At 63.9% G+C, this 21,968-nt stretch carries 21 protein-coding genes; 18 read left to right on the forward strand and 3 right to left on the reverse strand.

From position 1 onward, the window contains the following. The first annotated feature begins 33 nt into the window (after positions 1–33). Positions 34–813, forward strand: a complete 780-nt coding sequence (locus tag P3H15_RS31325) for an alpha/beta fold hydrolase (RefSeq protein ID WP_276140801.1) — start codon at positions 34–36, stop codon at positions 811–813. 1 nt (position 814) lies between these two features. Here P3H15_RS31325 and P3H15_RS31330 read toward each other — a convergent pair whose 3' ends face one another. Continuing rightward, complete coding sequence (locus P3H15_RS31330) at positions 815–1,597, reverse strand: helix-turn-helix transcriptional regulator (protein WP_124390657.1); 783 nt, start codon at positions 1,595–1,597, stop codon at positions 815–817. A gap of 802 nt (positions 1,598–2,399) precedes the next feature. Here P3H15_RS31330 and P3H15_RS31335 point away from each other — a divergent pair. From P3H15_RS31335 to P3H15_RS31390, 12 genes are all read left to right on the forward strand, one after another. Beyond that, entirely contained in the window at positions 2,400–3,107 is a 708-nt protein-coding gene (locus tag P3H15_RS31335) for an SAF domain-containing protein (RefSeq protein ID WP_276140767.1), read from the forward strand. A 45-nt stretch (positions 3,108–3,152) separates the two neighbouring features. Continuing rightward, positions 3,153–3,932, forward strand: a complete 780-nt coding sequence (locus tag P3H15_RS31340; RefSeq protein WP_225857974.1) for a hypothetical protein — start codon at positions 3,153–3,155, stop codon at positions 3,930–3,932. Beyond that, entirely contained in the window at positions 3,929–5,575 is a 1,647-nt protein-coding gene (locus P3H15_RS31345) for a CpaF family protein (protein WP_276140768.1), read from the forward strand. The genes P3H15_RS31340 and P3H15_RS31345 overlap by 4 nt, the downstream gene beginning before the upstream one ends. Then, positions 5,575–6,450 (forward strand): type II secretion system F family protein, encoded by an 876-nt coding sequence (locus tag P3H15_RS31350; protein WP_276140769.1) that lies wholly within the window; start codon positions 5,575–5,577, stop codon positions 6,448–6,450. The genes P3H15_RS31345 and P3H15_RS31350 overlap by 1 nt, the downstream gene beginning before the upstream one ends. After that, positions 6,447–7,346 carry a type II secretion system F family protein gene (locus P3H15_RS31355; RefSeq protein WP_276140770.1) on the forward strand — a complete coding sequence of 300 codons (900 nt, stop codon included), beginning with the start codon at positions 6,447–6,449 and terminating at the stop codon, positions 7,344–7,346. The genes P3H15_RS31350 and P3H15_RS31355 overlap by 4 nt, the downstream gene beginning before the upstream one ends. A 126-nt stretch (positions 7,347–7,472) precedes the next feature. Beyond that, the gene (locus P3H15_RS31360; RefSeq protein WP_124390652.1) at positions 7,473–7,730 is read left to right on the forward strand and encodes a hypothetical protein; all 258 of its coding nucleotides are present in this window, start codon (positions 7,473–7,475) and stop codon (positions 7,728–7,730) included. 268 nt (positions 7,731–7,998) lie between these two features. Next, positions 7,999–8,337 carry a hypothetical protein gene (locus P3H15_RS31365; protein WP_225857972.1) on the forward strand — a complete coding sequence of 113 codons (339 nt, stop codon included), beginning with the start codon at positions 7,999–8,001 and terminating at the stop codon, positions 8,335–8,337. Further along, complete coding sequence (locus tag P3H15_RS31370; RefSeq protein WP_276140771.1) at positions 8,334–8,786, forward strand: hypothetical protein; 453 nt, start codon at positions 8,334–8,336, stop codon at positions 8,784–8,786. Before P3H15_RS31365 ends, P3H15_RS31370 begins: the two co-directional genes overlap by 4 nt. Continuing rightward, positions 8,783–9,244 carry a TadE/TadG family type IV pilus assembly protein gene (locus P3H15_RS31375; protein ID WP_276140772.1) on the forward strand — a complete coding sequence of 154 codons (462 nt, stop codon included), beginning with the start codon at positions 8,783–8,785 and terminating at the stop codon, positions 9,242–9,244. The genes P3H15_RS31370 and P3H15_RS31375 overlap by 4 nt, the downstream gene beginning before the upstream one ends. Beyond that, complete coding sequence (locus P3H15_RS31380) at positions 9,241–12,390, forward strand: LysM peptidoglycan-binding domain-containing protein (protein ID WP_276140773.1); 3,150 nt, start codon at positions 9,241–9,243, stop codon at positions 12,388–12,390. Before P3H15_RS31375 ends, P3H15_RS31380 begins: the two co-directional genes overlap by 4 nt. After that, the gene (locus P3H15_RS31385; protein WP_276140774.1) at positions 12,387–12,947 is read left to right on the forward strand and encodes a hypothetical protein; all 561 of its coding nucleotides are present in this window, start codon (positions 12,387–12,389) and stop codon (positions 12,945–12,947) included. Before P3H15_RS31380 ends, P3H15_RS31385 begins: the two co-directional genes overlap by 4 nt. A gap of 11 nt (positions 12,948–12,958) precedes the next feature. Continuing rightward, positions 12,959–13,597: a hypothetical protein gene (locus P3H15_RS31390; RefSeq protein ID WP_276140775.1), complete on the forward strand. Its 639-nt coding sequence runs from the start codon at positions 12,959–12,961 to the stop codon at positions 13,595–13,597. Positions 13,598–14,765: 1,168 nt separating this feature from the next. On the opposite strand, the gene P3H15_RS31395 is transcribed toward P3H15_RS31390, so the two are convergent. Continuing rightward, complete coding sequence (locus tag P3H15_RS31395; protein WP_276140776.1) at positions 14,766–15,344, reverse strand: helicase associated domain-containing protein; 579 nt, start codon at positions 15,342–15,344, stop codon at positions 14,766–14,768. A 561-nt stretch (positions 15,345–15,905) separates the two neighbouring features. Next, positions 15,906–16,496: a hypothetical protein gene (locus P3H15_RS31400; RefSeq protein WP_276140777.1), complete on the reverse strand. Its 591-nt coding sequence runs from the start codon at positions 16,494–16,496 to the stop codon at positions 15,906–15,908. 877 nt (positions 16,497–17,373) lie between these two features. Between P3H15_RS31400 and P3H15_RS31405 the strand changes: the two genes are divergently transcribed. From P3H15_RS31405 to P3H15_RS31425, 5 genes are all read left to right on the forward strand, one after another. Next, complete coding sequence (locus tag P3H15_RS31405) at positions 17,374–18,237, forward strand: A24 family peptidase (RefSeq protein WP_276140778.1); 864 nt, start codon at positions 17,374–17,376, stop codon at positions 18,235–18,237. Positions 18,238–18,361: 124 nt separating this feature from the next. Further along, positions 18,362–19,183 (forward strand): hypothetical protein, encoded by an 822-nt coding sequence (locus tag P3H15_RS31410; protein WP_276140779.1) that lies wholly within the window; start codon positions 18,362–18,364, stop codon positions 19,181–19,183. 122 nt (positions 19,184–19,305) lie between these two features. Beyond that, positions 19,306–19,641 carry a hypothetical protein gene (locus P3H15_RS31415; protein ID WP_276140780.1) on the forward strand — a complete coding sequence of 112 codons (336 nt, stop codon included), beginning with the start codon at positions 19,306–19,308 and terminating at the stop codon, positions 19,639–19,641. Between the two features lie 458 nt (positions 19,642–20,099). After that, complete coding sequence (locus P3H15_RS31420) at positions 20,100–21,053, forward strand: alpha/beta fold hydrolase (RefSeq protein WP_276140781.1); 954 nt, start codon at positions 20,100–20,102, stop codon at positions 21,051–21,053. A gap of 6 nt (positions 21,054–21,059) precedes the next feature. Next, positions 21,060–21,947 (forward strand): hypothetical protein, encoded by an 888-nt coding sequence (locus P3H15_RS31425; protein WP_276140782.1) that lies wholly within the window; start codon positions 21,060–21,062, stop codon positions 21,945–21,947. The last annotated feature ends 21 nt before the right edge of the window (positions 21,948–21,968 follow it).

The raw sequence follows: 21,968 nt of genomic DNA on the forward strand, positions 1-21,968 counted from the left end.
TCATCTCACCCTAGGATCGGCTACGTGCCGACAGTGACAACGCCCGACGCCGACATCTATTACACCGACAGTGGGGGAGAGGGGCCCGTACTCCTACTCGGGCACGGGTTCTTCATGGACTCATCCATGTTCACGCCCCAGGTGCGCGATCTATCCCCGGACCTCCGGGTTGTGACCTGGGATGCGCGCCGCCACGGAAAAACCACTGATACGGGTACGCCGTTCACATACTGGGACCTCGCACGCGACGCTCTCGCAGTCCTCGACGACCTCGGTATCGAGAAGGCAATCATCGGGGGCATGTCCCAGGGCGGCTATACCGCGCTGCGCACAGCACTCCTCGCACCGGAGCGCACGACGGCGCTGATCTTGCTCGACACGGAAGCCTCAGCCTGTACACCCGAGCAGAAATCCGGATACCGCGTCCTGTTCGATCAATGGTGCAGCACAGCCCCACTCGAACCGCTCACCAGCGCACTTGCCCCCCAACTGATCGGGGGAGAACCTGCGGATTGGACGTCGTGGATCAGCAAATGGAACAGCAGCGATCGCATGGCTGTCCGACCAGCCGCAGAGTGCCTTATCGAACGCGACGACATCGTGGACCGACTCTCCGACATTGACGTTCCGGCGTTGATCATCCGTGGGGAAAATGACCTGTCAGCGCCCGCAGAGAAGGCGGACGAGCTCAAAGCAGGTCTTCCCGGTGCTGCGCCAGTTGTCACGATCCCGGTGGCCGGCCATGCCGCAAACTGGACACACCCCGAGCCGGTCAACGCGGCGATCACCGCGTTCATCAAGACGCTCCGCTAGTTCAGGAGGCGGGGAGGCGCACTCCGAGGTACATCTGCAGCGGATACTTGCCCCGCATCTCCGCGTGGACCTGCACGTGCACGCTGTATTGCTCACCAGTCTCGGCATCGCGAAGGTGCATGAACGGCTGGTGCCGGCCGAACCGAACTTCTTCGCGTGACCACAATTCGCGGAAGAGAGGGAACGCGCTCAACTCTTCGAGGGTTTCCACCGCCCAGTCGGGGTTGTAGTAGCGACCCATCAACGCTCGGAACCAGCTGACGGTCAAGGCGGCTTCCGCCTCCCACTCCACCATGACCTTCATTGATGCCGGAGTCGAGAAGAACCAGCGCAACACGTTTCCCTCGTCGACCAGCCCAGGGAACGCCTTGTCGTACGCCGAGTTACAGTCGATGACATTCCAGCGTTCGTCGAGGTACGCCACCAGGTGTGGGTTCAGCGCCGCGATGGCGGTCTTCATGTCGGGTGTGATCAGTGTCCGATAGTCGGCGATCGTCCAGGGTGTCGTGGTGTCCTCACGCTCGGTCTGTGTTCGCCGTGCCAGATTGAAAAGGTGCCGACGTTCTGCATCATCGAGACAGAGTGCGTTGGCGGTGGCGTCGAGAACCTGTGGAGAAGGACTCGCGTCCTTCACGTTTCCTTCCAGCCGCGCGATGTAGCTGACACTCAAGTAGATCTCGTCGCCCAGTTCGGCCCGAGTCATTCCATCCGGGTGCTTCGGCGTTGCCCGGGTGCGCCGAGCACGAATGAAATCACCGAGACTCGGCGGGCTGATCGAGTCCATTGCTTGGCCTTTCCGACAGTGAATGCAGCGGCCCTACCTTACTCCCGGGGAATGTCAAGGCTTGCAGGTAACACTCTTGAGTGTTACCCCCCCTGCTGGACAACGCAGTTCCCGACCTGATGGAATGTTTCCCAGAAGACTTACAGCTGCGTGGCAGGCAGACGAGTGCGGGTCGACAGTCGCGCCGAGGGGGAGGGCCCAAGGCGGGTTGCGGAGGGGAAAGCGTTTATGCCACGTGCAGCGCAATGGGATTCACGTGTGCGATCGACGGGGACGATGCTCGGCGTACAGTTACTCGTGCTCGTGGCACGGCATGGACCGCTAGTCGTGCTGAGGCGACGGCCGACCCAGGAAGAGACTCCCAAAACGGTCCGCGGGCATGTTTTCAAGGGTCATTTCGAACCCGACCGCCTATATGGGGCAATAGAAGTAGTCGGAAAACGGTATGTTGCGAATATTGCCCAAGCCGGATAGTTGGAACCGCCGATTCCGGCACCCGTGGTCCGGATACTGCTGGGGCGCAGATATTTTCATCTCTGCATATCGGAGAAAACGTAGCGGCGTGCACTACTGCCGTGGCGAGCAACACGGTCGCAGCCCCACCGAAACCCGCCACGCAACGCAGTTGGTATACGTGCCCATCGGCGCCCTCACGTGCCCCGGACCAGTCGCACCGGATGGCGTCACCAGTCCGTCGGAGCTTGCAGGTGACGTGGTCGCAGCGAACTTGTCCAGGTGGCTCTCTACTATTCGCCGTACGAAAGTGTCCGATACGTCCACACGTCCACTGTGAAGGACCACCATGGCATCCCTGCTGACCAAGAAAATCGACAAGCTCCGCTCGTCCGGGGATGACATGCCTCCGGCGCACAACGGCGCAGATCAGGACGACCCACCCGATCTGAATACCCGCGCGCGCGTTCGCCGGCGCCCCATTTACCTGGCGATCGGTGTCGCACTCGTCGTGGTGGCAGTGATCGGCATGCTCACCGCGGTCAACGCCATGCGCGAAACCACCGATGTGCTCGTCCTGACGAACGAGGTGCAGCAAGGCGAGACCATCGAGTCCAAGGACTTGGCCGTCAAATCGGTCAACGTCGATGCCGATCTCGGGGCGCTGCCCGTCAGCGAACGCGGCCGCGTCGTAGGAATGAGTGCCAGTACCCGGTTGCCGGCCGGCACCGTCCTGCTCCCGTCCGCGATCACCGATCAGGTTGTTCCCGGGGAAGGCCTCACGATGGTCGGCATCACGGTGAGCTACAGCCACCTCCCCTCCGAGCCGATCGTCCCCGGTGACATGGTCCGTGTCGTGGACACACCACGCGACCAGGATGACCCGCCTGTACAGGGCCCGATCAACACGAAGGCGCAGGTGTACTCCACCAAGGAGATCCCCGAAGCCGGCGAGACAACGCTCAACCTGCTCGTGCCCGAGGCAGAGGCCAACTGGGTCGCCGCCCGCGGCGCAACTAAGCGTGTCGCGATCGTCCTCGACAACCGAGTGCGGTGATCGGCAATGTTTCTCGCACTGACATCCGCCTCACGCTCACCCGGTGTGAGCACCACGGCGCTCGCCCTGGCCATGAACTCACCGACCGACCGGACTTTGCTCGTAGAAGCGGATGCCATCGGGTCCTCGCCGGTCCTGGCCGGATACATGCTCGGAAACCACTATCACGACCGTTCCCTGATCAATCTCGTCGACGCGAATCGTCACGGGCGACTCAAGGCTGCTCTGACCGAGCAACTCATCCAGATCCCGGAGTCATCGGTGTCCTTGCTCCCGGGGCTGGTCCACTCCGCCCAGGCAGATGCGATGCGGCCCGTGTGGGGACCGTTGGGTGTCCACCTGGCTGGATTGAGCGTCGACGACACCAACGTGATCGTCGATGCCGGCCGGATCGGGCAACGCGGCGCTCCGGTCGAACTGATCGTCAATGCGACAACGATCGCAATCGTCACCCGCACTGAGCGAACGGCAATCGCAGCGTTACGCGCCTCGCAGAACGCCCTGCGACAGCAGCTCTCCGCGGTGCAATCACGGGCAAGTCTGGGGTTGATCCTGATCGGTGAGTCCCCCTACAACGCAGAGGAAGTCACGAAAGTCACCGGACTTGACGTGATCGCGGTCCTGCCCGACTCCGATGACGCCAAGGTCTTCTCGGACGGGTTGTCCATCAGCAAATGGCGCCGTCGCCGCTCGATCTACCTGTACACCCTCCACCGCAGTACCTGGCCGAGGATCACCAAATTCGCGGTGAGCCATCAGGCGGACTGGAAGTCCGGTCCCGCGCTCAATGCTGCGCTGCCGACACTGACAGGAGAACGTCGATGAACTCCGACGACGCGACTGCGCCTCCGCAGAACAAGATCACGGAACTTCCCTTCTTCTCAGCCTTGATCCCGGACGCCGACCTCGCAGGTGGGGGACGCCGTTCGGTATCGGAAATCACGCTCCCCGACACCGACCCGTTTCGATCGCTTCGCCTACACGAACTGCCACCGGCCAGCACCAACGGGCACCTCGACACGGCGCCACGGCCTGTGCCGCCGACCGCGAAGGTCAAGGTCGATCGCGCCCTGGTCCGCGCTCTGCAGAAAGAAGCCGCGGAACTGTTGCGTGACTACCGGTCAGCGCGTGACCGCGAGCGCCACGACCCGAAGAACGCCGGCAAATACTTCGCCCCGTTCACCGAGGAGGAAGAACGCGAGTTCGGCCGTGAGACGATCACCGGCCTGGTCAAGAACCACGTCCAAAAGACCATCAACTCCGGCGGCGAAACCTTCACAATCGTCGAAGAAGAAGCCCTGATCAAGGCCATCTTCGACGCGCAGTTCAACCTGGGCCCGCTGCAGGAACTCGTCGAAGAGCCGCACGTCACCGACATCTTCCTCAACGGCGCGGCCGTTTACGTCAAATTCCCCGACGGACACTACGAACACCGCGACCCAGTGGTCGACACCCCCGAGGAACTCCTCGAGTGGATGGGACTGCTGGCTTCACGCGCCGACAACGGCGGCCGGCCCTTCTCCCGACTCAATCCGTCGCTGCGTCTGACAATGCGCGGAGGCCACCGACTGTCGGTCATGGGCTACTCGGTCAAACGCCCCTCGGTGGCAATCCGCATCCACCGTCTCAAGAACATCGCCCTCGATCAGCTCGCCGCCGAACATCGGATGATGCCGATCGAGCTCGCGACCATCCTCTCGTGCGCGGTCCGCGGCGGTGCCTCGGTGGTCACCGGCGGCGGAATGGGCTTCGGAAAAACGACCTTCACGCGTGCACTGGCCAATGCGCTTCCTCTGCAGACGCGAATCGGAATCGCGGAAACCGAACGGGAACTCTTCATCGACGAACTCCCTGGCCGCGAGGATTTCGTGGTCGACGCCGAGACAATCCTGGGCGGCGGAGAACGCGGTGCAGACGGCGAACTCGCCGGCAGCTACACCCTCTCGGACATCCTGTACGAGTTCGTGCGACAGCAGCTCGACTACATGATCGTCGGTGAGGTCGCCGGTCACGAGATCCTCGCCCTCCTCAAGGCACTGCAGACGGCCAGAGGAGGGCTATCCACGACGCACGCGTACACCGCTCGCGGTGTCGTCGACCGTCTGGTGAACCTGGCGACCGAACCCCCGATGAACGCGACGGTGGACTACGTCGAACGCCAGCTCGCAGAGCACATCGACCTGATCGTCCAACTCGGCACGAAGGTCCGCGTCGACGGCGAAGGGTCACGCACCTCGGTCCGCTACGTCGACGAAGTCGTCTACGTCGAGCCCGGCGACGACAAGAAGCCGTCCTTCTCCACGATCTACCGGGGATACTCGGACGGCACAGGAGAATTCGGATCCGTTCCACAACCTCTGCTCCGCCAGCTGCTCGCCGGCGGATTCAAGCGAATCAACCTCCCCAGCGATAGCCTTCGCCACTTCGACGAAGAACGTGACCTCTACGACGACGAAGAGGTGGCGTGATGTATCAGCAAATCGGCATCTTCCTGGTACTGCTGCTGTGCGCCGGGGTCGCCTGCATCGTCATCGGATGGAACGACCGCCGCGATCCCACCGCGCCCACGCGTCAGCGCCGGCGTCGCAGCTCGTCGAAGATCCCGCGTAGCACCCAGATCCTGCTCGTCGTGGGCTTCGCCGCCGGCATCGTCGTGTCGTCCCTCTCGGGTTGGCTCTTCACCCTCTTTCTGGTCCCGGCGCTGCTGGTCGGCTTGCCGTACCTGCTCGGGCGTCCCGAAGCGGAACAGCAGATCAGTCGGCTGGCGGCCATGGATGAGTGGGCCCGCAACCTGTCCAGCAGCATGAAGGCTGGTTCGGGAATCGAGCACACCATCATCTCCACTCCGATCCCGGAGGCGCTACGGGAGGAGATCACGGCGTTCATCAGCCGCCTGCGCAACAACGTCCCTCCGGTGGATGCGATCACACGTTTCGCCTCGGACCTCAACGACAGTGTCGGCGACAAGATCTGCGGCGCCTTGCTGCTGAGCATGCAACTGCGGGGCGTGGGACTTGCAGCCGTGCTCGAAGGCCTCGCCGAAGACGTCGGTGACATGGTCGCGCGCCGACGCCGCACCGAGGCCGACCGCAAATCCAGCCGTACACAGGCGAAATGGGTCACCATCATCGCAATCACAACACTCGCGGCAGCGTTCCTGTTCACCAACTTCATGGAACCGTACAAGTCGGGCGGGATGCAGATCGTGCTACTGATCCTGCTGACCCTGTTCGCGGCCGACCTGTACTGGATGAAGCAGGCCACCAAACCGCCGACCTACCCCCGCTTCATCGGCACCAATGATCGCGTCAACCGCACCGACCTCGTAGGAGCGCAGCGATGAGCATTCAGATGACGGTCATCCTCTACACGAGCGTCGGCACAATCGGCATCTACCTGGTCGCCCTCTACTTCATGCGCGCACAACCCGCACTCAGCGATGCCATGGCGCGCCTGTCCGGACCGGCCCCGGAGCGCCCAGCGACAGCCGGAACCTCCCTGATCGACGGGATGGCGAACAAACTCGGCATCCGGGTCCACCCCTACCTGCAGGACAGCAAATTCTTCACGCTCCCCAACGCTGATCTCGCCCTGCTGCACCGAGATCCCGCCCACGTACTCGGGGAAAAGCTCGTCGCAGCACTGCTCGGACTGCTCATCTTCCCCTTCCTCAACCTGGTCCTGACTGCATTCGGGGTCGGCCTGGGATGGTCCATCCCTGCCATCCTGTCGATTGCGACCGCCTTCCTGCTCTTCCTCATCCCCGACATCGAGATCCGGCGCCGGGCAACCGCGGCACGAGCGGAATTCGCGCAGGCACTGAGCTCCTACATCGATCTCGTCGCGCTGTGCCGACGCGGTGGCATCGGCACCACCCAGAGCCTCGAGCGCGCTGCGCAGGTGGGAGATTCATGGGTGTTCCTACGTCTCGACGAGGAACTGTACGAAGCCGGGCGCTCCGGCGAAGCCCCGTGGAATGCCCTGACACGTGTCTCTCATGAGCTCGGCTTGACCGAGCTGGGCGACCTGGCCGACATCATGAACATGACCGGAGACAAAGGCGCATCCGTCTACGCATCACTGCGGGCAAAGGCCGCGGGGCTGCGATCCGCTCAGGCCAGCGCAGAACAGGGTGCGGCAGCGGAGGCCACCGAAAAGCTGGCTATGCCGCTGGCCGGACTCGCCGGCTTGTTCATCATGCTGCTGCTCATCCCGGCACTGACCATCATCACCGGCTAGTCCGATTCGATGGCGCGCCGCCGGCGCCGCGAAAGGAGCGAGATGCCCAGACCGCCGAGCCTGGCCGGTCACGATCATCTAGTCCAGCTCACCTGCTACACATCGACCACACACAAGGAGCCCACCATGAGCATCACCACCGTCGCTACCGCCACCCGGCGCACCGCCCGCGAGGCCGTGACCTCCTACATCAGCCTCACGATGATGTTCGTCGCCGCACTGGCCGGCACCCTCCTCCACCGCGCCGGCGGCAAAGACTCAGACCGCGGACCCTCCACCCTCGAATACGTCTTCCTGGCCGTCTTGGTGGTCGGAGCCGCCGCCGCAGCCGGTGCGATCGTCGTCCGCAAGATCATGTCCCGCGCAAACGCGATCCCCGACTGAAATCAGACAGCGCTGCATCGATTGGAGAGACGGTGAGTACGTGACATACCTCGTGAGGGCCTTCCAGGCCGCTGCGATGGTGGCGGTCGCTGGGGTGCTTGTGCAGCTCGGAATCGATTCCTGGCCGTGGCCGTATATCCCTATTCCGTCCTGAAAAGCCAGCCGTCCAACAATAATCGGAAAGCAGACCATGGTCACACTGGAACAGTTGATCGACCGATGGCGCCGCGATGACCGAGGCCCGGCGACGCTCGTTACGGTCGTCGCGATGGTCGCATTCCTTCTGATCTTTTCGGTCCTGCTGCAAACCGCTCTGTTCTTCCACGGCCGCGACGTCGCCAACAGCTGCGCCGAAAAGGCACTGAAGAACACGAGATCCCAGTACGGCAACCAAGCGCTAGGAACAGCTGCCGCTTATGCCTGCATCGCCCAGGCAGGCATCGGTGACCTGCAGATCCCGGTTGTCCTCGTCAGCAAGAACATCCGCGAAACAACCGTCAACATCACCGGAAAGGCCCCGTCCCTCGTCCCGGGTCTCGAATTCCCCATCGTCGTCAACCACACCAAACCGACTGAACGCGTCACCAACCCGGGAGGAATCGGATGAGACTCACCCGATGGATATCCCGCGCCCGCCGAGATGACCGGGGCGACGTCACGATCGAGCTGTGCCTCGCAGTTGTCATCCTGATCTTGCTCCTGGGCTGGATGTATGCGTACGGCGTCAACCGACAGGCGCACCAGAAGGTCGAACACGCCGCCACCGAGGGTGCCCGTGCAGCCTCACTCGCCCGCACCATCGCCACGGCCACCCCTCTGGCGTACCAAGCAGCGGCCGGCAGCATGGACGGACAAGGTCTCAAGTGTGCCACCATGAAGGTCAACGCCGATACCAGCGGATTCCGCACCAGACCTGGTGTCCCCGCCACGGTCGAGGTCACCGTGACCTGCCAGGTCTCCTTCGACGCTCTTGGATGGCCCGGAGTCAATGGTGCCCGCACCGTCACCGCTACCGCAATCTCGCCGATCGATACCTACCGGGAGCGCACACGATGACCAACGCCCTGCCTAAGCGACTCGCCTCCCGACTGCCGGAGGAGCACCGCGACAAGGGTGCCGTCACCCTGATGACCGTGGTCTTCGCCCCTGTCCTGATCTTTTTCGTCTGGGGACTGATCGTCGACGGTGGCGGCATGCTCACCGCCGACCAGCGAGCCGACAACGTCGCCGAGGATGCTGCCCGAGCAGCCGGTCAGCAGATCATCGGCTCGGTGAGCGCCCGCGGCATCGACACGGTCGTCGACCCGGTCCGCGCGACGGCAGCGGCCAAGAGATACCTGTTCGAGGCCGGCGTCGACGGTGACGTGATCCCCACCGGCCCGCGCACCCTCCTGATCACGACCCGCATCGTCTACAACTCGAAACTTCTGCCATACCCCAGAACGAAACTGCTCGTCGGTACGGCCGCTGTGAATCTCAACCGCACCAACGCCGGGGAGGTGTACATACCGTGAGCGCAAACGCCGCGCGGTCCCGCCTTGCCGGACTCGGCTACTTCCTGATCCTGGTGCTGCTTGTCGCCGGGATCCCGGCCGCGCTCTGGGCGCTGCGCGGCAATCCGCTCGACATACCGTGGTCGGATTTCGAAGGTTTGCTCGCGGGTCCAGATGACGGCAGTCTTCTCATCGCCCTTCTTCCCCTTGTTGGCTGGGCGGCCTGGGCCACCTTCACCATCCCGATTCTGCTCGAACTCGCGGCGACATTACGGGGCGTCAAAGCGCCGAAGCTGCGCCTTCTTCGCTCACAACAGCGGACGGCGACGTTCCTCGTCAGCGGTGCTCTCTTGCTCTTGACCGCCGGAACCGCTACCGCCGCACCCGTCCTGACCCAGCCTGCGGACGGGGGAAGCACCTCCCCGTATGCGCCGCACTCGCAGCAGGAAGATCGGAGCGCGTCACCGCAGACGCAGGTGGATCCGCGGGCTACCCGTCCGGCGGTACAACCGGCAGGGCCGACAGTGACGACCGTGCGCGGAGACACCCTGTGGGGATTGGCCCAGCAGCATCTCGGAGAGGGCCGCCGCTACACCGAGATCCTGGACCTCAACCGGACTGCTGTCCCCGAGCCAGGGTTTCTGGCCGAAGGGTTGACCCTGCAGCTGCCCGCATCCCAACCCGAGGTCAGACGCGGCGCCTATACGGTCAAACAGGGCGACACCCTGTGGGATATCGCCGAGCGCGAGCTCGGCGATCCTTTGCGTTTCAAGGAGATCACGACTCCCGACGGTACCCCGGCTGGCGAGCTGATCACGGTCGGCCAGCAACTGATCATGCCCACCGCCGCCTCCGCGGCGGCCGACGCTACGCCGGCGCCGGCTCTGGTGCCGCCGGCCGATGCTGTTCCAGCTCCCGCTCCTGCCCCGGAAGCTGCCCCTGCTCCCGCTCCGACCCCGGAAGCTGCTCCCGCTCCGGCGCCCGCCCCTGTGGATGTCGCTCCCAACTGGCAACTCGACCCCATCGAACCCCAACTGCCTGCCGACCTCGTCACCAATGACGCGCCGGCAGAAACCGATACCGAGGACGGCTCATCCGACGTCGTGTTCATCGGTCTCGGAATCTCAGCGGTTGCCGCAGCCGGACTCACCGGGCATCTCGCACTTCGCCGTCGCAAGCAACAACATCGCCGCCGCCGCGGCGAGCGCATCGCCCTTCCCGCCGAAACCGCGATCCAGGCCGAGCACGCACTCACCGCCGCCGCTGACCCGCTCACCACCACCCACGTCGACATCGCATTGCGGCACCTCGCGCACCACTGCAGATCCACGAGTATCGCTCTGCCGGGCCTGCTGACGGTATTCGTCGGTGACAACGACATCGAGCTCGGACTCGTCGAACAGGTCTCACCCCCCGCGCCGTGGACACAGATCGACGACACCACCTGGGCAGTAGACCCGAGAGCGCTCCCGCGCAGCGTTCCCGAGGCCGAGATCAGTCCGTACCCGGCGCTGACGGCAGTCGGAACCAGCGACGACGGTCGCGAACTCTTACTCAACCTCGAACAGATCGGCCACCTCGCCATCAGCGGCACCCCGACTGCAACAGCCGGGGTGCTGCGCGCGCTCGCCGTCGAACTCGCAGTCTCGCCCATCGCCGACAGCCTCCACCTCAACCTCGTCGGATACTGCGCCGACCTGCCGGAGGCAATCGACAACGGCCGCATCACCCACACCGAGGACGCCGACACGGTACTGACGACACTCGCCAATCACCTCGAACTCGACTCCGAAATACTCGCGGACAACGACATCGAGTCAATCGCGCAGGCACGCACGTCCTACACCACCAGCGAGCTGACCGCACCCGAGATCGTTCTGATCGCCGATCCGGTGACCGCGGCACAGGCCGAGCTACTCGCCGGCATCGCACGGCACGCACCCCGAATCGCCTTCGCTGCAGTGACCACCGAGAGCGCACATACCAACGCCACATGGACCCTCGAGGTCGACGACAAGGGCTCGGCCGTCCTTACTCGTCCAGGAATCGCGTCGGCCGGTATCACAGTGACCACCCTCGACGAGGAGAGCTACGCGTCCGTCCTGAACCTACTGACCACCACCTCACGCGAACCCCGCATCGCCCACACAGGTACCAACCCTGACACTCGATGGGAAGCAGCCCGCCTCGACAATGACATCTCGACCGACAAGTTCAGCACCAGCTCCGATCCCGCCTCCTTCAGCGTGGTCGGGAACGATGACCTCGACCACGCCGTCGACCGACCACAGCCGTCCGATTCAGATGAAGTCACCGCAGAACGCGAGCCGCCCGCGGCGGATCACATCTGGATCAGACTGCTCGGCGAACCCACCATGACACCCCCGTCACCAGGGCCAGCCGAAGGCCGAGAGAAGAGCCTGACCGAAATCGCTGCACTTCTCATCACCACCGACGGCGGAGTCCTCGCCGCGGACATCGACAGCAAAATTTGGCCCCACGACGTCGAAGCCGCCAGAACCGGCACAGCCGAGCAGGAGAAAGAAGCGAAGGCCCGTCTCCGCCGGCGCCGCAACGAAGCGCTCTCTCGCCTGCGTAAGTGGCTCGGTGACACCGAGACCGGTGAACCCGCCCTCATCAAGTCCGGAGATCGAACCGGCCGGACCCCGCAACGACTCCACGACTCCGTCACGACCGACTGGGACTACTGGCAAGAACTCGTCAACGCCCACCCCGCTGACGTCGACACCACCCGGCTATCCGCCGCACTAGCCCTGGTCACCGGCCAACCTTTCAGTAGCGATGACCCCACCGCCTACGGGTGGGCCGACCACACCAAACAAGACATGATCTCCGCCGTCACCGACGTCGCCGAGGAACTCGCCACCCGCTACATCCGCGGCCAACAAGTTCCCCAGGACCTCGCGGCTGCACACGCCGCCGCGGAGACGGGCCTCAAGGTCGACATCGTCCACGAAGGGTGCTGGCGTGCAGCGATCATCGCCACCCACTTCTCGGGCGACACCGAGACCACCCAAAGGTTGATCGATCGCATGATCGCCGAACTCGACGCACTCGAAGAAGAGCCCGAACACGAAACCAAGATGCTCTTGAGTCAGCTCGACTCCACCTACGGGAGCCACTACCGGATCGGAGCAGCATCATGACGCGCCGCATCGCCGCACTGGCGACACTCACTGCTGCGATGTGCCTGACAGCCAGCTGCAGCATCCTGACCCCAGAACCGGTCACCCTCGAAACCAACACCGGACCCACGTTCACCGGACCGCCCGGCTCCGGAAAGTCCCCCGAGCAACAGGCCGGAGAAGCCACACTGGTGAAGGTCAACGAGTACTACACGGTGCTCGCGCGCCTGAGTGCCGATCCCGCCGCCAACCCCGCAGATCTCGACACTGTCGCGGCCGGCAACTTCCTTCAATCGACGAAGCGGGACATCACCGCGCATCGCATCGAGGCGAACGCAGGCGAGGTCAAGGTTCTCAAGAACACCATCACCCGCCACAACATCCCGATCGACGAAAACGGCGTCCCTACGCCCGGCACCGCGACCATCGAGATGGATGTCTGCCTCGCCCGCGCTACCGACGTTCTCGAGCTCGGGAAGCCGATCCTGACGAACACCGCTTGGCCCGACCCAGCAGGATGGAGAGTGACAGCCGACTACACACTGCCCGGTACGCCCTGCAACGCCGGACTCTTCTAGGAGATACGACTATGGCACACACCACCATCCGCCGAAGCGCCGTCGCCACCCTGGCCGCCACGACGCTATTGGTCGGCGTGACCGCCTGCTCCGACAACGACGCGGCGGATCCGGCGGTAGAGCTCACTGTCACCGGTGACCCGGCGTTCGAGGGGCCCGACGGGGCAGACACCTCGAACAAGATTCCTGACGAGCTGGCACGGGAACAGGCGCTCGCGAAGGTCAACGACTTCTATGCGGTTTGGGCGCGCCTCGACGCCGATCCCGCGGTACCGATCGAACAGCTCGACACCGTCGCCGGTGGCCCCGTGCTGGATGACTGGAGGGCCGACCTCACGTTGCACCGGTCTCAGAACGTGAGGAGCGATGGGGCAATCACGGTTGTCGATGCGAAGATCACCGACGCCGGCATACCTGTAGGCGACGACGGCAAGGTTATCTCCGGACCCGCCTGGGTCCACGTGCGCGCCTGCACCGACATCTCCGGGATGACCTGGACGAAGTCAGACGGCAGTCCCGCCTACGACGTCAACCGGCCGCAGTTTGTGCTCGCCCAGTTGACCGTCCGGAATGCGGATTGGCCCGATGCAAACGGCTGGCGAGTCACCAGCGATGCAGCACCCCGATACGCGCCGTGCGATGCACCGTAACCAAGGAGAACACATGCCAAGTCGTCGTCGTCTTCATGCGGCCGTGATCGGCGCGCTCGTTCTGGGAAGCCTGGTTGCGTCGCCACACTCAGCGCTTGGACAACCTGGCTTCGGTTCTGGAGGCATCGACGTCAGCCCTGGCATGGGAAACGGCGGCTCGAACATCACAGTGCAAGGCAGCTACGTCCAGGTACCTTCGGCATCACCTGGCTCCGGAGGCTCCCCAGGGGCGAGCGCAGCGGGGACGGGCGGCGGCGGGTCTGGATACAGCGGTGGTGGCAGTGACGTCGTGGCCGCCCCCACGGGACCTCCAGTCAGGCAACAGCTGAAGGCGTGCGGCCGATTCACGGACTGCGTTCCGCTCAGCCCCGATGTGGGAATGCCGGCCACTCCGCCGGCGATGGCCGAGATCATGAACACCGTAGGCATCGCCATCACAGGAATGCAGCTTGAGAAGCCGCCGATGTGCTGGACCCCTGAGCCCGCTAATTTCCCGGGAGGAAGAACCGGCCTCGTCGGCAAACAGGCCTGGTCGTGGGTGTGCAGTGACGGCGCGACGCGTCCTTCTGTGGTTGGTCCCGTATCTCGAGTGGTGACTACGGGATTGGTTACAGTCACCGCCAACGCAGTGAACACTGGCGTCCTGGTGAATTGGGGCGACGGATCCTTGCCGACCTTCTGTGCAGGTGCGCTGTTGCCTTTCACTCCATATTCGGATCTAGTAGATGCAAGTCCATTTACGCCGCCGAGTGGGATGCCCTCACCGACGTGCGGGCATCACATCGAAAAGACGTCTATCGGCGAGCCCTCAGGGGTCTTCAATGTAAGTGCGACCAGCAATTTTGTGGTGACGTGGACCGCGTCGTGGCCGGGAGGAACGGTCGGCGGAGTAACGCCGGTTCCCCTAACTTCTACGTACCAACATCGAATCGGAGAGCTGCAGGTATTGGTCACGCCCAACTGACGCCTCGATAATGAGTTCTCGGCGGTGTGCTCGTCGAGGGGAAACGAGTCGGCTGGAATTGGCGAGCGATCTTCGCGGTCGACGCGCCTTCGATTTTCCTGCGAGTCATGTCCGAGCCGGGGTAGAAGCGGTCGCCCTTTCGGAGTGCTCGGCAGAAGGACCGTGCAGGCTAGCTGCGAGAATGGAGATTGCAGCCCACCGCGTTCACGCCCAGATTCGCGCGCCTGTCGATCGCTGGCCATGGGGATTGACTGCTGTTCTGGTGTGATGGGCAACTGTACGCGGACCCCGCGGGCGCGGGCTGGGGGAAATACCAAGAGCGGCGAGCGGACCACGTTCGTCGTCCGGGAGGGCGTCGGCCCGCCACTTCTTGACAGCCCGATAGAGCCACTGACCTACCTGTTCACCGTCTGCGGTCACGTAGTTCGCGGGAACCAGTGCGTTACCGTGCTCTTCGCGGTAGGCGGCGATTTCGATGAGCATCCGTCGCCGCTTGCTGTCGCGCGGTGGCACGGAAGGGAGCGGGGCGTCGTCATCGCTCCATCCGAACCCGATCGAGTTGAGTTGTGCGATGCGCTGGGGTGGCAAGGTTCCGAGCATGTAAGCGATCCGTTGTCGGTCCTGCCAACGTCCGAGCTGGAAGCCGTTGTCGGCTACGTAGTCGGCGGGAATCGCGGTGTGGGGGTGTTGGCGCCGGAACGCGGCGTAGAGCTGCAGTGGAGTGGCTGCGCGCACAGTGATCGCATCGTTCCGGGAACCGTCACATGTCGTCTGAGTTGTCATCGACCTAAGTATGTCCACCAGTTTGACGATGCTGCAAGAAGGTTCTTCGGTGTTGGCTTGCGGCGGTGCTAGGTGTGGGGCGTAGGTTTCACCTTGGTGGCGATGAAGGTTTCGTGGCGTCTGTGCAGTAATTGCTGGTCGCGAGATGTATTACGGCGGCAGTGACAGTGCAGGTGGGGCGCCGATAGGGTTCCGGTTGGTGACGATCGACCAGGCGAGGAAACGATCAGCGCTGCAGTGGATGTGGTGCCGCTCGGCGGCGGGGTGGGCACCTGACCTGACGAGGAGACAGCCATTTCTGATCAGCGGTGCGGTGTCCTTGTCGTGGGCACTGGGCGCCCGGCGGGTGTAGACCTCGGACTGCGGTGCTTCGGAAGCTGGTTCGAGACTCGCGGGCACAGCGCATTGCCGGGCGCAGCCGGTCACCGTGCCGCTTCCCTGATGGACTCCGCCAACCGGTGACCGGCGTGGGGGAGCGGTCCGTATTCGCAATCCCTTCGGATTAGTTGGTGAGCGGGGGCACAGCGGCATGCTGCGTGCCCACTCCTGGAATAGTTTCGCTCAGAGGTTCAGGTGGCGTGCGAGGCGGCTGATCGGATGGGTTTCGATATTCGCGGGTCGACCGGGCCCGGTGGTGTGCACGCCACCGCTCACTCGGACGTGCGCTTCGCCGTCGATGCGGACGGTGGTGGTATCGGTGGCGGCGACGAGAGTTTGTCCGTTGGCTTGGACGTAGCAGTGGCTGTGCGCGAAGACTATGGCGTCGTCTTCTGCGCGGATCCTGGCGCTGTCGGTACCGACGATAAAGCTCTTACCGCGGGCATCGACGGAGCTGTCGTCGAACGCTTCGATGTGAGCGAATTCGTAGGCAGTGACTCTGGCGTGGTTGGAGGCTTGGATATAGCATCGGCCGGCGGCTGCGATGGAGCCGCCGGCGATCCCGGCGCAGGTCCGTCCGATGATCTTGACCTGGACTTGGTCGGGGATGTGGCCAAGGTCCATCCAGATCTCCGGGTCGGCGTCGATGACGACGCTCGTCGCTCCGGTGGCGAGGCGTCTGGTGTATTCCTTGTAGCTGCCGACAGGTGATGCGGTGCGGGCACGATGCGGGCGGCGTGAGGGGCGCGTGGATTTTTTCGCTGGTGCACTCATGAATCAATATTGCCTTCGTCTGGCGTCGATTGTGCGAGCACGGATGACGGCGCGTCGCGCGCGGGCTACACGAGGTTCGGTTGCCTCGGTGTTCTGTGTCGGTCGCCGAACTTGATGGCGTTCCCGGTCGGGTCGACGCATTGCAGGTAGGAGTCGGTGTGTGATCGGTCCGGGAGGTAGGGCCAGCTGCAGTTCCAACCGTCGATGACGGGCGAATCGACCTTGTCCTTGTGCGGCGACGGTGCGGTCGTTGAGGTAGCGATCACTGATGCTCAGTCCTGTTGGACAGTTGGGGGGTTCCGGCGATGATGGTCACAGGTGCAGTCGCACCGTTGATGCTGTTGGTGACGGTTCCGCATTGCGCGCTCGTGGGCGGCAATGGGGTGGCAGTGGTGGCCTGCGCAGCAGTGGTCGGCGGCTGTGTCTCGGATAGCCGGGCCGGACCGTCGGTCACTCCTGGCTGACCTTGATCAACGGTGGGGTTCGTTGACCACTCGATGCGTGTGGCAGCAGCAGCTGGTTCGGCTGACGGGGATACGGTCTCGGCTTCTGTGCTGTTGCACCCGGTGAGGGTGAGGGCCGTGATGAGGGACAGTGCAGCAATTTCCGTGGTGGTTCGTCGATTCACGAGTACTCGCATCTATTCCAGTCCGACAGGGGAGGACGCAATGTCGAGCCCAGTGATATGTGATGACCTGGACAGAACGACGCCCGGCGCGACCACCGCCGCTCCAGCGTTTCAGGCGGCGGCTTCTCGAAGGGCCCTTCCAGTGGGCGAGCTCCCGCATCGGCTCGGTGGTGCTGAGACGGTCCGGGTGGACGGCTAGTGTCGATCTATCCCTTATGTCTGTCGCACAGTTGCGGAGGAGTGCCCGAGATGACCGAACCGACGTCCAAGCTGGCGGGCAGTGGTCTCAGCGAGGAGCCACCGTCGCCGGCCGTCGGTGCTGAAGGTGCGGCAGGGCAACGCAGTGATCATCTGTCGGCGACGGTGTACGCGCCTGCCGGGATTGTCGTCGTCTCGAGTGTGGTGGTGTGGTTCGCGGTTCGGTGGCTTGATGCCGAATACGGCACAACAGAGTTGTGGTGGGCTGCAAGCGCCTGCGCTGCGGCTGGTGCGGCGTTGAGTGCGGCAATAGCGCCGATGATGGCCCGGTTATGTAAGGCGGTCGATATTCCGTCAGAGGCAACCGGGCGGCGGATCGTTCCTGCGGCTACGACCGCGGGATTATGGTTTGGCGCCGTGCTGCTCGCCGGCGGCGATGCGATCTTGACGGCCTGGCTTGCACTGAGCCTACTGTGCGTGTGGGCAGCGTGGATCGATCACCTCACGCTGCGGTTTCCGTTGACGTTGATCCGGTTGACCACTGCACTGGGTCTGATGTTCGGGGCATTCGCTGTGGCGGTGGATCAAGATCCTGCGGCAGGTGGGCGCGCTCTTCTCGCCGGCATGCTGGTGTTCGCGTTCAACCTTGCCTTCGCGATCGTCACCCGCGGCTACCCCGGGCTCGCCGACGTGCGTTTGAGTTTCATTCTGGGTGCTGCCCTGGGATGGGTCGGATGGATGAATGTGCTCTCCGGGATGTTGCTGCCGAACGTCCTCGCGCTCGTGGTGATGCTGTGGGTGAAACTTATCGGACGCCGGAAGAATTTGGGGGAGTTCGGTTTCGCCCCCTTCCTTATCTCCGGGACCGCGCTGGCGATCGCGGTCTCCCCGATGTGGTGGATCGTCTGGATATAGACAGCTGCAAGGAGTCCTAGGTTTTGCCTGGTGGTGGCCAAATTCAACCGCGTCGAGGTGTGATGCGGACAAACGTCCGGGGGGACGGTCTGGGTGTTCCCAAACACAAGGAAAGGGGAGGGGAGTGAGTGATGTACGGGTAAGGCCGATTTTCTATCGTGACGAGGTTCTTCGTCTTGTTGCTGTGGGAAGTGTCGCGTTAGCGTGTGCTGTCGGTGTGGTGTTGTGGGCGCCCATGGTTGTCGACGTTCAGGGTGGGACAACCGGGTGGTGGGTAGGGGTCGGTTGGTGGGCCGGCTATCTTGGGTTGACGCTCCCAACCTTCCTAGCTTCTTCCCCGAATAACCTCGACGGCATCAGGATCCTCGTCGGGCATTACGTGACTGTCGTGGGCTTGGGCGTCACTGCGACTGTGCGTCTATCGCACGGTGAGTCGATCGCGCCCTCATCGACGGGGATGTGGGCGGCGGTTGCTGGAGTGACCGTCATCATCTTTTCAGTCGCCTATGTACTAGCTGTGAGGGAGCTTGATGCGGCTCGGCGGCGTGGACATAGGGCGAATCGGTTGACCGATCCGACAGTGCCTGCGCAGCTGATCGGAATTCGCGAGTTGGTGCTCGAACTTGCGGCTGCCACCGAGGGTTCGGACTCACAACGAGATTGCGGCGAGCGGCTGCGAGAGGCCGTCAAAGGGTTGCATCTAGTTTTCGGGGAGGACTATCCCTTGACGATCAACTTGGTGGCGTGGTTCCTTCTCAGGGGAAAACCAGCCCCCGTTCCAGCGGAGAAGGTGGACGAGTTGCTAGCAACCATCGATCAGCGGTTGCTGATTCTCGCTTCGGTTCCGTACAAGGAGGGAACAAGTCTGGGCGCGTGGATGGATGAGTACGAAACGGCGGCGAGCAGGTTTCGGAAAGTGTATCGGCGACCACCGATCTGCAATTGAGTGTTTGATCGGGGTGGTGATGCCGTGATCGGCGCGCGATCGAACGTGTTCTTCCGCCGAGGGTGTCGAGGGCCGGGTGACGGGTGACGGGTGACGGGTTCGAGATTGGGAGGTGTTTCGGTATGGACGATGCGGACCACTCCGTCCCGATGCCGTCGATCGTTCAGACGGAACTGCCGTGTGAATTCTGCGCGGAGCATCCTCAGTACTTCCCCGGTGACCCCGTCGGCTTCGTGCGTGCGGCCCGCTGGGCGGTGGTCGTCAAGGATTGCTGCCACTTCGACGCTCGCGTGGACTACCTCCTGTGTGACGAGCACTGGGCAATGATCCGATACCAACAGCTGCCCGGGCAGTGCCCTCGGTGCGGGGCGATCGCCTACTCGGTCGAGGACATCGTGTGTACCGAGATCCCTCTGGGTAGGACGGTCGATGGGGCGTGGCCGGTGATCCGTCGATAGGCGCGGAGCCAGCGTGTCGTTGACCGGCAGACTGGCCTTCACATAGGACGGGCGCCCCAACGGTGTTCCGGGCGCGGACATCATGCTGAGCGATGTCGGCCTGTGTGGATGGAGACCCATCGGTTCTGTTCAAAGACATGTCACACAACCCCAGTTGTGTGGATCTTCCTCCAGATGATGGGGAGTGGTGGCACTTCCTATGACGGAGGTGCGTCTGTTGTGGCGGAGTTGCGGATCGCTCGCGGTCCAGGTGGGGCGGTCAAGGTCCGGACCTATGGTCCTCGCAATTGCTGTCGTGAGGACTAAGGAGTGGTACCGATGAATGTTGAGGTTCGCCGTATCCACCTGATGGACGCGAAGAAGATCCGCTGCCACCTTCATTCAGGGTCGCTCACCGGGCGTCACCGAGTGGATCAGTCTGGATGCGGTTGGTTGGCTCGAGGTTCGGATGACCAGCGATGAGGGCCCCCGGGGATCGCAGTCGCCTCGTCCTCACCGCCGACGGCACCTCTCTTGCGGTGCGTGAGATCGGATGCCGGATGGCGCCGGTCACTGTGATCTTCGCGCACGGGTTCTGTCTCCACATGGACGCCTGGGCACCGCAACGGGCCTACCTGGCCGAGGCCTGGCGGGGGCGCGCCCGGTTGGTCTTCTTCGATCACCGTGGCCATGGTGGATCCGGCGCGGCGGACACCGACAGTTACACGATCAGCCAGCTTGGACGGGACCTGGATGCGGTGATTCGCACGGTGGCGCCAAAGGGTCCGATTGTCCTCGTCGGACACTCGATGGGCGGGATGGCCGTGATGTCCTACGTCGCCCATCACCAAGAGGCCGCGGCCGCGCAACTCGTGGGAGTCGGGTTGATCTCGACCGCCGTCGGCAATGTCGCCGGCGTCGGCATCGGTCGCGCTCTGAAGACGCCGGCGGTGACGTTGCTGCGGACGGCATCAGCTCACGCCCCACGGCTCGTCGGCCGCAGCTGGAATCTCTCCCGTCGCATCTTGTCGCCAGTGGTCGGCGCAACATGCCCGCTTGCTCCGAGCGCAAGTGTCCGTGCCGCCGCCACGTCCTACGCGATGGTCCACGCGACGCCGATCGCCACCGTGGCCGCCTTCCTACGTGATCTGCGGATCTACGACGCGTCCCCGGCGCTCGACGTGCTCGCGCGGGTGCCGGCGTCGATCATCTGTGGAACCCGGGACAGGGTGACCCCGATCGGGCACTCGCAACGACTCGCCGCGGCTCTTCCCCTCGCCGAACTGATCCCGGTGAGCGGAGCGCGGCACATGGTCGGCCTCGAGCGCCCTGCCGTGGTGAGCGAGAGTCTCGATCGACTGCTCGGCCGCGCGGTCGGGCGCCGCGAACGAGGCACCACCGGCAGATCCACAGCCACCCTGGTCGGGGCGTGAGATCTGATGGGCCGCAGCCATGACCGGATCAGCCCAGACCGCGGCAACGGTGTGTTCGATCCCGACCGGGGCGACAGCGACGTCGCCACCCGCAAGGAAGGCACCCTGATCTCGCAGCACGCCTACGACACCCGCACCGATCTCCGCAGCGGAGCACGAGAACTCGACACCGCCACCGAGAACCTACCCGGATTGACCCGGGCGCAGCGGGACCTCAACCGCGCCTATCCACGGCCCACGCCGGCGGCAATCGGAAACTCTCGGCTCCGCCCCCGGCTGCCACCGGCGATCGAACTCCGTCGCACACTCTCGGCGCGACAACGGAACGCCCGCTCCGCGGCGAAGCGCCGCGTCCTCGACGCCATGCCGAAAGCCCAGTACACGGCGCTGGCGTCGTTGACGTCGGACCCGACGACCTGGGGGGAGACGAACAACGCCCTCTCCGCGGTGGCCGGCGACGCTGTCGAGCTCGACGATGCTCGCCGCAAGCAGGTCCAACGAGTGGACAGGGCAATCCAACGATACGAACGCGAATCCGGGCGAGGTCATCTTGTGTACACCGCGGTGAGCATCCCCAACGCGGTCGTGAACCCGTCGGATCTGCCCTCGACGCTGTCGCCGGGAACGGTCCTGTCCTTCGACCGGTTCACTGCAGCAACCCATTCGCTGCACGAGCTGGACTCGACCGCCCAGCCCACCGATGTCGTCTTCGAGATCCAGACCGACCGCGGCATGTACTACGGGCAATCTTCCCGCGTGGACAACTCGCACCATCTGCTGCCACGAGGTATGCAGCTACGGGTGGTGGGGTCTCATTTTGTGCCGTACGAGCGGCCCGGGCAGCCACTGGGGGAGCGCCTGATCGTCCAACTCGTCGATCACGAGACGCCCTGACGAGTCGAGGCGGGACGTTCA

Origin of the sequence: Rhodococcus sp. T2V (genome assembly GCF_029269925.1) — a bacterium.
GTDB classification, from domain to species: Bacteria; Actinomycetota; Actinomycetes; order Mycobacteriales; family Mycobacteriaceae; genus Rhodococcus_F; species Rhodococcus_F koreensis.

Coding starts and splice junctions, on each gene's coding strand:
- P3H15_RS31330 (WP_124390657.1), bottom strand. CDS start 1,597: ATGGACTCGATCAGCCCGCCGAGTCTCGGTGATTTCATTCGTGCTCGG.
- P3H15_RS31335 (WP_276140767.1), top strand. CDS start 2,400: ATGGCATCCCTGCTGACCAAGAAAATCGACAAGCTCCGCTCGTCCGGG.
- P3H15_RS31345 (WP_276140768.1), top strand. CDS start 3,929: ATGAACTCCGACGACGCGACTGCGCCTCCGCAGAACAAGATCACGGAA.
- P3H15_RS31350 (WP_276140769.1), top strand. CDS start 5,575: ATGTATCAGCAAATCGGCATCTTCCTGGTACTGCTGCTGTGCGCCGGG.
- P3H15_RS31355 (WP_276140770.1), top strand. CDS start 6,447: ATGAGCATTCAGATGACGGTCATCCTCTACACGAGCGTCGGCACAATC.
- P3H15_RS31360 (WP_124390652.1), top strand. CDS start 7,473: ATGAGCATCACCACCGTCGCTACCGCCACCCGGCGCACCGCCCGCGAG.
- P3H15_RS31365 (WP_225857972.1), top strand. CDS start 7,999: ATGGTCGCATTCCTTCTGATCTTTTCGGTCCTGCTGCAAACCGCTCTG.
- P3H15_RS31370 (WP_276140771.1), top strand. CDS start 8,334: ATGAGACTCACCCGATGGATATCCCGCGCCCGCCGAGATGACCGGGGC.
- P3H15_RS31375 (WP_276140772.1), top strand. CDS start 8,783: ATGACCAACGCCCTGCCTAAGCGACTCGCCTCCCGACTGCCGGAGGAG.
- P3H15_RS31385 (WP_276140774.1), top strand. CDS start 12,387: ATGACGCGCCGCATCGCCGCACTGGCGACACTCACTGCTGCGATGTGC.
- P3H15_RS31390 (WP_276140775.1), top strand. CDS start 12,959: ATGGCACACACCACCATCCGCCGAAGCGCCGTCGCCACCCTGGCCGCC.
- P3H15_RS31395 (WP_276140776.1), bottom strand. CDS start 15,344: ATGACAACTCAGACGACATGTGACGGTTCCCGGAACGATGCGATCACT.
- P3H15_RS31400 (WP_276140777.1), bottom strand. CDS start 16,496: ATGAGTGCACCAGCGAAAAAATCCACGCGCCCCTCACGCCGCCCGCAT.
- P3H15_RS31405 (WP_276140778.1), top strand. CDS start 17,374: ATGACCGAACCGACGTCCAAGCTGGCGGGCAGTGGTCTCAGCGAGGAG.
- P3H15_RS31415 (WP_276140780.1), top strand. CDS start 19,306: ATGGACGATGCGGACCACTCCGTCCCGATGCCGTCGATCGTTCAGACG.
- P3H15_RS31420 (WP_276140781.1), top strand. CDS start 20,100: ATGAGGGCCCCCGGGGATCGCAGTCGCCTCGTCCTCACCGCCGACGGC.
- P3H15_RS31425 (WP_276140782.1), top strand. CDS start 21,060: ATGGGCCGCAGCCATGACCGGATCAGCCCAGACCGCGGCAACGGTGTG.